This window comes from Paenibacillus sp. F024 (genome assembly GCF_057814255.1).
The window spans coordinates 50,360-62,383 of sequence record NZ_JBVASZ010000007.1 but is presented as its reverse complement, the minus strand read 5'-3'; the positions used below and the strand labels follow the sequence as shown (position 1 = coordinate 62,383).

14 protein-coding genes are annotated in these 12,024 nt (G+C 48.9%); 7 read left to right on the top strand and 7 right to left on the bottom strand.

What is annotated here, in order from left to right; genetic code table 11:
• Nucleotides 1-135 precede the first annotated feature (135 nt).
• Entirely contained in the window at nucleotides 136-384 is a 249-nt protein-coding gene (locus ACZYR9_RS09705; RefSeq protein WP_488978272.1) for a hypothetical protein, read from the bottom strand.
• Between the two features lie 224 nt (nucleotides 385-608).
• Between ACZYR9_RS09705 and ACZYR9_RS09700 the strand changes: the two genes are divergently transcribed.
• Entirely contained in the window at nucleotides 609-1,331 is a 723-nt protein-coding gene (locus ACZYR9_RS09700; protein ID WP_488978271.1) for a DUF554 domain-containing protein, read from the top strand.
• A gap of 84 nt (nucleotides 1,332-1,415) precedes the next feature.
• Here the strand turns inward: ACZYR9_RS09700 and ACZYR9_RS09695 are convergent, their stop codons facing one another.
• The 5 genes from ACZYR9_RS09695 to ACZYR9_RS09675 all read right to left on the bottom strand — a co-directional run bounded on the left by ACZYR9_RS09695 (nucleotide 1,416) and on the right by ACZYR9_RS09675 (nucleotide 4,928).
• On the bottom strand, nucleotides 1,416-2,414 hold the full coding sequence (locus ACZYR9_RS09695; RefSeq protein WP_488978270.1) for a protoglobin domain-containing protein: 999 nt from the start codon (nucleotides 2,412-2,414) through the stop codon (nucleotides 1,416-1,418).
• Between the two features lie 46 nt (nucleotides 2,415-2,460).
• Entirely contained in the window at nucleotides 2,461-3,075 is a 615-nt protein-coding gene (gene mobA, locus ACZYR9_RS09690; protein WP_488978269.1) for a molybdenum cofactor guanylyltransferase, read from the bottom strand.
• A gap of 30 nt (nucleotides 3,076-3,105) precedes the next feature.
• On the bottom strand, nucleotides 3,106-3,627 hold the full coding sequence (locus ACZYR9_RS09685; protein WP_488978268.1) for a hemerythrin domain-containing protein: 522 nt from the start codon (nucleotides 3,625-3,627) through the stop codon (nucleotides 3,106-3,108).
• A gap of 142 nt (nucleotides 3,628-3,769) precedes the next feature.
• Complete coding sequence (locus tag ACZYR9_RS09680; protein WP_488978267.1) at nucleotides 3,770-4,423, bottom strand: response regulator; 654 nt, start codon at nucleotides 4,421-4,423, stop codon at nucleotides 3,770-3,772.
• A gap of 16 nt (nucleotides 4,424-4,439) precedes the next feature.
• The gene (locus ACZYR9_RS09675; RefSeq protein ID WP_488978266.1) at nucleotides 4,440-4,928 is read right to left on the bottom strand and encodes a GAF domain-containing protein; all 489 of its coding nucleotides are present in this window, start codon (nucleotides 4,926-4,928) and stop codon (nucleotides 4,440-4,442) included.
• A gap of 218 nt (nucleotides 4,929-5,146) precedes the next feature.
• Between ACZYR9_RS09675 and ACZYR9_RS09670 the strand changes: the two genes are divergently transcribed.
• The 3 genes from ACZYR9_RS09670 (at nucleotide 5,147) to ACZYR9_RS09660 (ending at nucleotide 7,792) form a co-directional block, all read left to right on the top strand.
• Nucleotides 5,147-5,884, top strand: a complete 738-nt coding sequence (locus tag ACZYR9_RS09670) for a Crp/Fnr family transcriptional regulator (protein ID WP_488978265.1) — start codon at nucleotides 5,147-5,149, stop codon at nucleotides 5,882-5,884.
• Between the two features lie 130 nt (nucleotides 5,885-6,014).
• Nucleotides 6,015-6,557 carry a DoxX family protein gene (locus tag ACZYR9_RS09665; protein WP_488978385.1) on the top strand — a complete coding sequence of 181 codons (543 nt, stop codon included), beginning with the start codon at nucleotides 6,015-6,017 and terminating at the stop codon, nucleotides 6,555-6,557.
• A gap of 131 nt (nucleotides 6,558-6,688) precedes the next feature.
• Complete coding sequence (locus ACZYR9_RS09660) at nucleotides 6,689-7,792, top strand: PAS domain-containing sensor histidine kinase (RefSeq protein ID WP_488978264.1); 1,104 nt, start codon at nucleotides 6,689-6,691, stop codon at nucleotides 7,790-7,792.
• 85 nt (nucleotides 7,793-7,877) lie between these two features.
• On the opposite strand, the gene ACZYR9_RS09655 is transcribed toward ACZYR9_RS09660, so the two are convergent.
• Entirely contained in the window at nucleotides 7,878-9,311 is a 1,434-nt protein-coding gene (locus ACZYR9_RS09655; protein ID WP_488978263.1) for a sigma-54 interaction domain-containing protein, read from the bottom strand.
• A 573-nt stretch (nucleotides 9,312-9,884) separates the two neighbouring features.
• On the opposite strand from ACZYR9_RS09655, the gene ACZYR9_RS09650 reads away from it, so the two are divergent.
• From ACZYR9_RS09650 to ACZYR9_RS09640, 3 genes are read left to right on the top strand one after another with little or no spacing between them, the layout of a single operon-like run.
• Nucleotides 9,885-11,069 (top strand): acyl-CoA dehydrogenase family protein, encoded by a 1,185-nt coding sequence (locus tag ACZYR9_RS09650; protein ID WP_488978262.1) that lies wholly within the window; start codon nucleotides 9,885-9,887, stop codon nucleotides 11,067-11,069.
• Between the two features lie 15 nt (nucleotides 11,070-11,084).
• Nucleotides 11,085-11,537, top strand: a complete 453-nt coding sequence (locus ACZYR9_RS09645; protein WP_488978261.1) for a PNPOx family protein — start codon at nucleotides 11,085-11,087, stop codon at nucleotides 11,535-11,537.
• Between the two features lie 22 nt (nucleotides 11,538-11,559).
• On the top strand, nucleotides 11,560-11,997 hold the full coding sequence (locus tag ACZYR9_RS09640; RefSeq protein WP_488978260.1) for a VOC family protein: 438 nt from the start codon (nucleotides 11,560-11,562) through the stop codon (nucleotides 11,995-11,997).
• Nucleotides 11,998-12,024 lie beyond the last annotated feature (27 nt).

Below are 12,024 nucleotides of genomic sequence, written 5' to 3'. Positions count from 1 at the left end.
ATCATTATCATTTTACAGCTATGAATACATGGTAATGATAATCAATATCATTGTCAAGGCTTCCCTAAACCTACCTACAAAGAAAAGAGCCGGGGAGAAGCAGGCAATTCTCCTTGAGCCTCTCCCTCGGCTGGATCAGTCATTTTTGCTTTTTGGAAATCCATAGGCCAATAAAATGAATCCGATAAAGAAGAAGAACCAAACAAAAAAATTCTCAAAAAAAGGAATGCCCTCCGCTGCCCGGTCCACCCCTCTTCCGCTGGAAGCATACCCTGCCGCTACGATGGCTGCCGAAAGCTTTTCAGCGATTCGTTCCGCAGTATAAAATATTCCGCCGGCGATCATAAAGATCATTCCCAGTACTTTATATACGTTATTTCCCACAGTACCCCTCCATATCATAAGCATCATTTTTCACTACCCATTAGACGGTCTTACTCTGCTTAAAAGTTGCTTGTTGGAGGCGATAAAAGGAAAATACCGAATTCAAGCATTGATACGCTTAAAAGAAATGGTTATGATGATATATGGTTCATAGGATTAATCAATAGGCAGCGGACCGATATTACATTGTATACCCGACCCGAGAAGAGAGGAAATCTGCAGTTATGGCTTTATGGGGGACAATCATCAACGCGCTTGCTATAATTGCGGGCGGTCTATTGGGTAGCCTTGTGCTGCCCCGCATTTCGGAAGGAATCCGCAATACCGTCATGCAGGGACTAGGGATTGCGATTGCTGTTCTTGGCATCACGATGGCGCTGAAATCGGACAATTTCTTAATTGTCATTATCAGCATTGTAGTCGGGGGAATTCTCGGAGAAGTCATGAGGATTGAAGACCGGCTTAACCGGCTCGGTCAATGGGTGGAGAAGCAATTCCGTCGCGAGGAGAAAGCCGATCCGAATCGAGGCGGCATCGCGGAAGGCTTCGTTACGGCGACACTCATCTATTGCATAGGAGCGATGGCCATTCTGGGCTCGATTGACAGCGGACTGAGGCATAACCATGATATTTTATACACCAAGTCGATATTGGACGGCATTTCGGCCGTAATTCTCTCCTCTACTCTAAGCATTGGAGTCACGCTTTCCGCAGTCCCCGTGTTTTTATATCAAGGGACCATCGCGCTTACGGCGACGCTGTTTACCCTGTTTCTCAGCGATGCCGATTTGAATGCCATCATCACTGAAGTGACTGCCGTTGGAGGGGTATTGATTATTGGCATCGGACTCAACATCCTCAACATCAAAAAAATTAACGTCGCCAATATGCTTCCATCCATTTTCATTGCGGCGGTGATCGTGTTGGTCGAATTATCGCTGCGATAACCGGGTTCTCACCATGGCAAAGCACGCAAAATCCCTAGTGGATGGCGTGCTTTACTTTTATTGAATCTGTGTATCGATAATATCTTACTGTTTCAATTGCTCCAGCTCTGACGTTACTTTCTCAATCATTTGAACAAACGCGGACAGCTCTTCGGAGCTGGCGGCTTGCGTTTGCGCTTGTACGCTGGTCTGCTCGGACTCGCTCTTCACTTCTTTCAGCAGGCGGGAAATCGTATCCAGCTTGCTGTGAATTTGTACCAGAGCATCCTTGGATCTTGCGGCAAGCTTGCGAACCTCTTTGGCCACCACTTCAAAACCGAGACCGTGCTCGCCCGCCCGTGCGGCTTCAAGAGCCGCATTAAGCCCAAGTAAATGGGTTTGGTCTGAGATCTCTTCCATGAGTGAGCCCATGCGGTGAATATGTTGAATTTCCCGGGTCAGCTCGTTTACTGTGCCGAGTGATTTCTCCTGCGATTCTGCCGTGCGTATCGCGGTTTCCGCTACCGACTGCGTGCTGCTGCTAAGCTCCACCATCATGGAAGCCAACTCCTGCACGGCGGAGTTAATCCCGACCAAGAGTTGGCCGCGCTCATCCGCAAGCCTTTGCACCTTCTTCTTCTCGTCGGCTTCATACGCTTCAAGCACAAGCTGCGAATCAAAATTAAATATTTTGGTCATCGCATGAATAACCGGCAGCCAGTCGTTGGGAAGCACCTGCCGAAGATGGGAGGTCGCCAAATCCAGATAAAGCATATACGTCCCCAAATACCACTGCGTCGTTAAGCCGATTCTGGAATGCACACTTCCGATAAAAAGTCTTTTTTCTATAAAAGCTTCGTCGATTTTCCCGTCCGTCAGAGAAAGAAAGTACCACCTTTGGGTCTCTTTCAATCGATCAATGGTGCTGTGCGCTTCAATAATGGCCCTGAGCTCCGGACGGAGCATAATGCGGTTGTAAAGCTCGTCCACAAGCACGTCTACGATCCTCGCAAATGGCTCCTTTTTACTTTGTAACAGGAATAAGTCTTCCGCCGTTATGCCTATGTAGTCGAGCTGCTCTTTGCGTTTTTCCGATAAATGCATGTCTTCATCCCCCAGGTGTATCATGTTAGTAATAATGTATTGATGACTAAGCCCGTTCATCATGATCTTTTTCGTACTGGAGCGCCTGCCGGTAATCTTCAAAGGTATCCATGCTTATGATAAACCGGGAATCGATCCCCTGATCCGCAAAAGCCGATTCCGGAATACCCTGCCACTGAAGTGATTTCCACAGCTCCGAAAGACGATGCTCCCCTCTCTCCAATAAAGCGGCTATAGGACCGGCGCAGGCTTTATCATATACGGCATGCAGCGGATATAAAGTACCGTTCACATAAGGAAGAACCGCATCCCAGCGATTGGCCATATATTCCATCAGCATTCCGGCTGCTTTAGCCGAAAGAAACGGCATCTCGCAGCCAACCACCCAAATGTGACCGTGCTTGGCTAAGCTAAATCCCGCATGCATGCCCGCAAGGGGACCCTTACCTCCAAAAAAATCGGTAATGATACGGACTTCCCTGTCCAGCACACGCAGCAGCGGATCCGGCTCCCTCGTGACGACAATCACTTCCCGGCAGATCTGCCTCATGATCCTGATTTGCCGTTCAATCAATGCGCCTCCTTCAAAAGGAAGCAATGCTTTCAAATCGCCGTTCATCCTCGTATTAGGCCCACCGGCTAAAATGAGGCCTGTCAGCATGGCGATGTCCTCCTTTTTCGCTTGTTTGAATCATTCCGGATTCGAATCATTGAGCATTTGTTCTATCAATGGGAATAGGATCTGCTCCTCTAATCTGAAATGCTCCTTGAGAAGGATGCAGCCCTGCAGGAAACAGCCGACCGCCTCAGCCACCATGCCTGCGTGAGGACGCAGTCCGAATTCGTCCAGCCTTTGACGGAATGCCTCAAGGTAGGCGACGCCCAGCTCGTGATCCTTTTCCAGCACCCAATCCTTGATCATGGGCACATGCTTGTTAAAGAAATAATGGTCGATCAGAGGTCTCAATTCTTCCTCTTCCCATAACGAATGACGCTCCAGCTCATTCATGTACGCGATGAGCGGCTGCTTGGTGCGCCGCATTTCATGGGCCGCCGTCAATACATCCGGCATCCGGTCGGCCCGATCGGCCGCCGCCTCAAGCTCATCTAGGCTTTGTCTCAGCTTCAAGTGCTCATCCTTCAGCCGTACCAGTATGATAACCAAATCCGACGGATGCGCAGCATCCAGGAACCGACCGTTTTCCCGTTCCATCAACCAGACCTCCTTCATGTGGTGGTTTCAGCATATCGCGTACCTTCGAAATACGCTGTGATCTTTATCACAGTCACACAAAAAAAACGCACCGGCTCACGATAAGAGCCGCTGCGGTTCCTGATGGATTTGAACTGCCGTATTATTCAAAGTTCAGAAGCCCCTTCTTCAGCGCAAACTTCACAAGCTCCGGGCGTGTCTTGAGCTTTAGCTTATCCATGACGTTGCTTTTGTGCGATTCGACGGTCTTGACGCTGATGATCAATTGATCGGCAATCTCTTTGTTGGAATATCCTTTAGCGACAAGCGCCAATATTTCCTTCTCCCGTTCGGACAGAGTATCGTAGGGGCCGGTATTCTCACCTTGCTTCACCCGCTCCAGATACTCGCCCATTAAACGCTTGGTCGCACTCGGATACAAGTACGCGTTGCCTGCCGCTACGGATTGAATGGCTGCAAGAAGCTCTTCATGCGGCGCGCTTTTCAAGATATACCCGGATGCCCCCGCCTGGATGGCCCTGAACAAATACTCCTCATCATCGTGCATGGTCAATATCAACACCGCCGTTTCGGGCTGTTTCTGCTTCAGCTCGGCGCAAGCCGTCAGGCCATCCTTGCCGTGCGGCATGCTTAAATCCATGAGCACGACTGCGGGATGCAGCTCACCGGCAAGGCGGATCGCCTCGTCTCCATCCGCCGCTTCCCCTACAACCTCCATTTCATGCTTGCCGTGGAGCAGCAGATTCAACCCTGATCGTACAACCGCATGATCGTCGACCACCATGATTTTGATCATATGCTCACCTTCCCCTTTATCTTACCCGATCCCGGAGCGGATCCGTATCCAGCAGCCTGCCGATCCGGTGTGCCGCTAACGTCACCGCAGCCATATCTTCCCTGGTAAATACATGACCCGTACGGGAACCGACCAACACTACCCCCCGGCTCTTCCTTTGTACGGCAACAGGAGCCGTGACGGCGGTGCGCAGCCTTTCCGCAAGCATAAGCGGACATTCGCGACACAGACGGAACAAGGCTGCATCGGTATCGTTCCATGCCATCGGCCGTCCGATCTGAACCGCCTGTCCGCCCACCCCCTGCCCCGAACGAAACCTCATCGCTTCGCTGCGCTCCGTTTCGTTCCCGGAAACCAACGTCCAGCGAAACAGCCGGCTATCGCCAATCCCTAGAGCCAGTGAGGCAAAGTCCCCTGTTACCGAGGTGCGCAGCATAACCAGCTCGCTTAGGATCTCGTTGTGCTCCGTATCCACCCGCTTCACCTCCTGCCATACTGCGTACATACCCAACGTCCACCCTAATTACCGTTGCCGTACACTGCTGCATTTCATTGTAACTGCTGCAGCTTCGTTTGTAAGTCAGGGAAAACCCTGATTTCCCTGTCAGGGAATACACAGTAATTCAGGATTTTCTTCTCTGATTATCAGAGGATTCCCCGATAACCTCATGTCTTTAAAGCTGGTATGATAAATGCAGAGAGAACGCAGAGGAGGATGCACGAATGCTCCACTATCCGGATAATCATACATCGGACGCCGCTCCGTTTCAACCGCAGGGGCTGCAGCAGTATTTTACGGAAGAGAATGTCGAACGGCTTACCGGTATCATGTATTCAAAAAAGGTAAAGAAAGGCTCCCGCCTTTTTTGGGAAGGCAATAAAGCCGAATACTTATATTACATCAAAGAAGGCCGCGTCAAAATCACCAAATCGGCGGATAGCGGCAGTTCTTTTACCTTGTATCTGCACCACTCCGGAGACCTGATCGGCTATGGAGACGTCTTGGCGGATTCGGCCTACCTCCTTGGCGCGGAAGCTATAGAGGCTTGCGAGCTCGGCCTGATTCAACGCAAGGATCTGGAGGTTCTGCTCTGGCAGCATGGCGATCTTGCGGTAGAATTCATGCGCTGGCAGGCGACGATGCACCTGCTGACGCAAACCAAATTCCGCGATTTGATGATGTTCGGCAAGCCCGGAGCGCTCTGCTCCCTTCTCATCCGCCTGAACAATTCCTACGGGGAACCCTTCGGTGAGTACAGCCGCATCTCGGTGAAGCTGAACAATACGGAAATGGCCGAGATGATCGGCGCCTCCCGGGAGAGTGTCAACCGGATGCTGAGCGATATGAAAAAGGAAGATATTCTCGACATCGCAAACGGTCACTTCATCATCAAGGATTTGGGCTATTTGCGCGACATCTGCCACTGTGAAAACTGCCCGAAGCATATTTGCCGCGTTTGAGGCCATTCGGCATTTCGGACCTTGCGATAAACGGGCTCGAATTTTTCTTCTCCTGTGACGCCGATCACATCGCAGCTTTTTCAATTGATGTACAGTGAAGACGTAGAAGGATTACATTGAGGAGATGGTTATCATGATGATGTTTCTAAAAGAAAATATGTACGCCTCCGGCCTCCTGCTTGTTCTTCGCATCTATCTGGGTTGGATGTGGCTCACTTCGGGCTGGCACAAGCTGACGGGCGGTTTTGACGCGACAGGGTTTCTGAACAACGCCGTAAGCAAACCGGTTCTCGATAAAACAACAAATGAGCTGATCTATCCGAACTTTATTGCATTTCTGAATCATATCGCGCTGCCGAACGTGAAAATCATCAACCTCATCATCCCTCTAGGCGAAACGCTGGTCGGCCTCGGTTTGATACTTGGCGCCTTAACGCCGGCCGCCGCCGGCTTTGGATTATTAATGAACTTCATGTTTCTCTTCGCTGGAACGGTAAGCACCAACCCGTGGATGATTCTGCTCGGCGGAATCGTGATGGTCGCGGGTGCCAATGCCGGCAAATTCGGTATTGATTATTATTTGCTCCCGTTGCTCCGCAAATGGATTCACATGAACAATAACAAGAACGGACGCGATACAATAGTCCGCAGGAGGGTACTATCCCATAAATAATCGATCGGAAATGAATCCGGATCGGGCGGCGATAAGCTTTCCCGGTCCTTTTTCTTCTTCACGGCGGGCATTGTCCCGGTTCTTTCCTCTTTGCTAAGATAAGATTAAACCGGAAAGAAAGGATGATCGTGTTGAAGCAGAAAACAAGCAAGACTTACCCTGAGGTCATTGGCCAGAATGTGGCCGAGCTGCAGGAACAGCTGGATACACATATAGCCGATCCCTCCTTTCGCGATCTCCTGAAGCAATCGTTAAAGCAGTTGGCGGACGTGAAATTTGCCCTGGACGAATCCTCTATCGTTGCGGTGACCGATCATCGCGGAATTATTCAGTATGTAAATGATAACTTTTGTGTCATTTCCCAATTTGAACGCGATGAATTGATCGGTCAGGACCATCGGATCATCAATTCCGGCTTTCACGGCAAGGAATTCATGAAAGAGCTGTGGAAAACGATCTCCTCTGGAATGGTGTGGCGGGGAGACATCAAAAACAAGGCCAAAGATGGTACATACTATTGGGTAAACACCACCATTGTACCTTTTCAAGACGACAACGGCCGTCCCTATCAATACCTTGCGATCCGCAATGAAGTTACACGGCTCAAAAAGGTAGAAGAAGAATTAAAGCATATGATGGGCCATGTCATGCAGGTGCAGGAAGACGAGAGGCGCAAATTTTCACGCGAGCTTCATGACGGGATCGGACAGAGCCTCTTTTCCCTGCTCATTCAAATCGATCGCTTAATCGGAGATACCGGCGTGCAGCAGTTAAGCGATCTGCGAAACAGCGTGGCCGAGCTTATCGAGGATGTCCGCGGATTAGCCTGGGAGCTGCGTCCGTCCGTCTTGGACGATCTTGGAGTCGTTCCGGCCATCCGTTCCTACATTGACAGCTATTCCAATCACTACGGCATCAAGGTACGGTTTGACTGCAATCTTCGCAAGCGCCTGGAGGCTCACAAAGAGACGACCATTTACAGGATAATACAAGAAGCGTTAACCAATCTTGCCAAGTACGCCGACGCCGCCGAGGCGCGAGTGAGGATTCATGAGTTCGACGACTTTATTGAAGTCAGTGTAGAGGATCAAGGAAAAGGCTTTACCCGTGAAAGCCATGCCAAAGGCGTAGGGCTTTTCAGCATGGAAGAGAGAGCCCGGTCCGTGCGCGGTCAGTTTGCCGTCCATTCGAAGCCCGGAGAGGGAACCAAGGTCACCTTGATCGTTCCACAATAACCGGGTGAAAAATAAAACAGTCTTCATTCGTAATGGATAGACTGTTTTATTTTATAATTTATGATTTTAATTGTAATGATTTGCTTTATTTAGAGTATTCTTTTCCCAACAGAGACTCATGGTCAATATCCTGCTGCTGGATTTTTCTGATTAAGGTGGAATGGTCCAGCTCCAGCAATTGCGCTGTCTGACGAATCGATTTGCTCTTTTTCAACGCTTGTATAATGAGATTTTTTTCAAACTCCATACGGGCTTGACGCAGGGGGACGATCGTATCCCTATTGTGCTGTAACGGGGGAGCCGTTTCCAAAAATTCGGGCAAATCATCCGCCGTTATTTCCTTGCTTTTGGATAATACAATCATGCGTTCGATGATATTTTTCAACTGCCTTACATTACCGGGCCAACGATATCCCATCAAGCGGTTCATGACCACGGGACTCATTTCGATAGCCCGGTCATACATTTGGTTGAATTCATTTAAAAAGTGCGCCGTTAAAATGGGGATATCCTCTTTTCGCTCCCTAAGCGGCGGTATGGTAAACGGGATAACATTGATGCGATAATAAAGATCCTCCCGAAACGTTCCTTCGGCTACCATCTTTTCCAAGGATCGATTGGTGGCGGCAATCACCCTCACATCAACAGGGATGGGCTTTCCCGAACCGATCCGCAGGACTTCTTTTTCCTGCAATACTCTAAGCAATTTGGACTGCATGGCAAAGGGCAGCTCACCGATTTCATCCAGAAAAATCGTCCCTTTATGGGCCATTTCAAACAACCCGGCCTTTCCGGTCGACTGCGCGCCTGTAAATGCGCCTTTTTCATACCCGAAAAGCTCCGATTCAATAAGATTTTCCGGGATGGCCGAACAGTTGACGGTCATATAGGGCTGTTTGACCCGCTGACTCATTTGGTGAATCCATTTGGCCAGCACTTCCTTGCCTACGCCCGATTCCCCTAAGATAAGCACCGTAGACGATGTCGCTGCTACATGCTTGGCCGATTCAAATAATCGGACCATATGAGGGCTGCGAACGATGGGTCCATTGTCAATCTGCTGAAATTTCAATAATTCCGTTTCGTAGTGTTTAATCAAGGCGCTTTTCTGTTCGATTTCCTGCTGGAGCTCGGTAAGGTTTGTAATATCCCTGACACTGCATACGATTCTCCATAATTGCCCTTGATCGTTTAATACCGGCACTCCTGTAACAAGCAAACGCTTTCCATTCACTTTATTGATGATCGTTACCGTTTGCAGAGTTTCCATTACCCCGGGAATGGCGGATTGCGACAGCACTCCCGCTTCTACCAAATCCTGGGCCCGTTTACCGATCACATCTTCGATATGGATTCCCGTTAATTTCTCATAGGCCTTATTCACCAGTACGGTTCGGCCTTCACCGTCAGCAACCCAAATGCCGTCAAACAATGAGTTCACAATGATGTGCCATTCTCTCTCTCCAGCAGGGGGAAAGCTTGAGGCGTCCAGCTCCATGCTCGTCAACCTCCATTTCACGGTGAATGCATCCCTATCCTGAGAACAAGGATTTCCAATATTATAATGGAAAGGAAGATAAAAGGGTATCCCCTCAGCGCAGAGAACATGCCGGCACACGAAGACAAAGAAAAAAATCGGTGACCAAAATCACCGTAAGCTCACGTTCTTCTTATATTTTCCGCGCTTGATTAACCCGTCAATATGGCATTGAGGTTCCCGTCCGGGTCTTTAAACAACATTTTGTTCCCGCCTGCCATATCGCTTAATTCTAACAGCGTGATATCCTCCCGAATCAGCATCCATTTGATTTCCTCATATCGCTGGGGATTGACCTCAAATAAAATATGCGGATCGCTCTTGATTTTATCACTCCCCCTTTAAATGGTGTAATTTGGCACCAAATGGTTCAAAAAAACACCGGAAATGATTTCACATGCCCCCGGCCCCCATGCTCCAAGGACAGAACGTTTGATCCAAGGTTAAGGAAAACGCGCTCCATAGCTTGGTTTTAACCTTTTTTTCATTTCCGGCAAAGTTGGCACGAAAAATGCTATGAATGTCATTGTCACATCAAATTCGAGGAGGATGGTCATGCAACTAACACATAGCAAGGAAGCCCAACATATTCTTGGTGTGGTAAAACAATTAGCAAAAGAAAACTTTGCCGCCCGTGCAAGCAAATATGACCTTGAAAGCCGTTTCCCTTATGAAAACTACCAGGATTTACGGGAAAACGGAATTCTTGCCCTGGTGGTCCCTGAACGGTATGGCGGGCTTGAAGCCAATTCGCGGTTAATGGGCGAAGTGATTAAAGAGCTGGCGAAAGCGTGCGGCTCCACCGCCAATACATTTAATATGCATTGTACGGTCATCCATATTTTAAATGAAATGGCCAATGAGGAACAAAAGCAGCGGTTGTTCAGTGAAGTGGTTGAGCACGGCAAATTGTTCGCTTCCGTTACCAGTGAACCTACCAGCAGCTTAAGAGGAAATTTCAAACCAAGCACCATCGCCCGCAAGGTCGACGGCGGCTACGTCGTATCCGGCGTAAAGCATTTTGCCTCGTTAAGCTCTGCGGCAGACTATTTTAACACACTGTGCCTGATCGAAGGCTCCGCCTCTGTCGAAGACGGCCTGATCATGCTGACGATCCCTAGCAGCACGCCGGGGGTAACGATTGAAGAAACCTGGAATGCTATGGGCATGAGGGGAACAGCCAGCAATACCATTCATTTTAATGAATGTTTTGTGGAAGAGCGGAATGCAATCGGAGAACCCGGAGATGCCGTCCGCAAAAATGTAAGTGACGGTTATGCCTTTGGCTTCGCAGCTGTCGGCATTGGTCTGGCGGAGGCCGCATTGGATTTCACCGTCAGTTATGCGCAAAACACCACATTTAAGCCGGAAATTCATCCCATTAGCCACTATCCAACGATACAACACCGTGTCGCCGAAATGGCTGTGGAGCTTGAAGCTGCCAAGCACCTGCTTTATCAAGCGGCGGATGCGCGTGATTTTGGTAGTGCAGAAGACCGGGTTCTGCCTGTAACGATGGCTAAATATGTAGGAACAGAGGTTTCCATGAAAGTCACCGATATAGCCATTCGCGTATGCGGAGGCAGAGCCTACATGAAAAAGTTTCCTTTAGAAAGAATTCACCGCGATGCCCGCGCCGGAATGGTGATGCCGCCTAATAACGATAAGTGCCTGGAAATCATCGGGAAGGCAAGCTTGGGCCTTGATGTGAATGCCGGTTGGCTGGAGAAAAAATCGTAAAAAAGGAGTCTATTTATGAAAACGGATACAACATTCTTGTCTCAAGCGGTCATCGATCAGCTTCAAGGAGAGAAATTGATGTTTGCGGTCACCACCAATACGGAGAACGAAATTTATTCCACAGCTATCTCCTGGTTAGCGGCTGTAAATCCCCAGCTGATTCGCTTTGCCGTATCACCCAAGTCACCCATCATCGGCAATGTAAATAAATGTCCAAAAATGCAAATTTTGTTTGCTGTCCCGGAGCACACCTTAGCCGTGACAGGAACTGCCCGTGTTCAGCCGGATCCTATCCCCGGCATGCCATTTCCTATGCTCTGCGTAGAATTGACCATTGATAGAGTCGATGACATTATGTTCTACGGGGGAATAGTTACCTCTGAGCCTCAATATATTAAAACGTATTCTGCCGACTTGTCTAGAAAATTGGACACGGCTATTTATACCGCTTTACGAAAACCGGAATAATCCCCAAAAGGAGCGATGACAAATGAATTTATCCCGAATAGACCATGTTGCTTTGTCCGTAAAGGATGCCGCCAGATCAAAGGATTTTTACAGCAGAATCCTGGGCTTGCCGGAGATTCCAAGACCCAATTTCAGCTTCCCCGGTGTATGGTATAAGTTAGGAGATATTATGCTTCATATCATTCAAATGCCCGAGCAATCCGGGCCCGGGGATGTCGATCGAGCGAAGCTGTCTGCACAGGACCCTCATGTTGCATTTTTTGTGGAAAATGAGGAAGAGCTCAAAAAAGTGATCCAAAAAGTGGAATCGGAGAATATTCCCTGGTATGAACTGGAGAATGCTCCCAGCGGGCTGCGTCAGGTCTTCTTTAAAGATCCTGACGGGCATATGATTGAAATTGTAACCCCCAATCCCGGAAGCCCCTATTACGAATCGGTTTATTTGAAATATTATGTATAATGCCTTGGGATAAAAAGTTCCATAGGC

Coding starts and splice junctions, on each gene's coding strand:
- ACZYR9_RS09650 (WP_488978262.1), top strand. CDS start 9,885: ATGCAACTAACACATAGCAAGGAAGCCCAACATATTCTTGGTGTGGTA.
- ACZYR9_RS09645 (WP_488978261.1), top strand. CDS start 11,085: ATGAAAACGGATACAACATTCTTGTCTCAAGCGGTCATCGATCAGCTT.
- ACZYR9_RS09680 (WP_488978267.1), bottom strand. CDS start 4,423: ATGATCAAAATCATGGTGGTCGACGATCATGCGGTTGTACGATCAGGG.
- ACZYR9_RS09675 (WP_488978266.1), bottom strand. CDS start 4,928: ATGTACGCAGTATGGCAGGAGGTGAAGCGGGTGGATACGGAGCACAAC.
- ACZYR9_RS09670 (WP_488978265.1), top strand. CDS start 5,147: ATGCTCCACTATCCGGATAATCATACATCGGACGCCGCTCCGTTTCAA.
- ACZYR9_RS09640 (WP_488978260.1), top strand. CDS start 11,560: ATGAATTTATCCCGAATAGACCATGTTGCTTTGTCCGTAAAGGATGCC.
- ACZYR9_RS09685 (WP_488978268.1), bottom strand. CDS start 3,627: ATGGAACGGGAAAACGGTCGGTTCCTGGATGCTGCGCATCCGTCGGAT.
- ACZYR9_RS09695 (WP_488978270.1), bottom strand. CDS start 2,414: ATGCATTTATCGGAAAAACGCAAAGAGCAGCTCGACTACATAGGCATA.
- ACZYR9_RS09700 (WP_488978271.1), top strand. CDS start 609: ATGGCTTTATGGGGGACAATCATCAACGCGCTTGCTATAATTGCGGGC.
- mobA (WP_488978269.1), bottom strand. CDS start 3,075: ATGCTGACAGGCCTCATTTTAGCCGGTGGGCCTAATACGAGGATGAAC.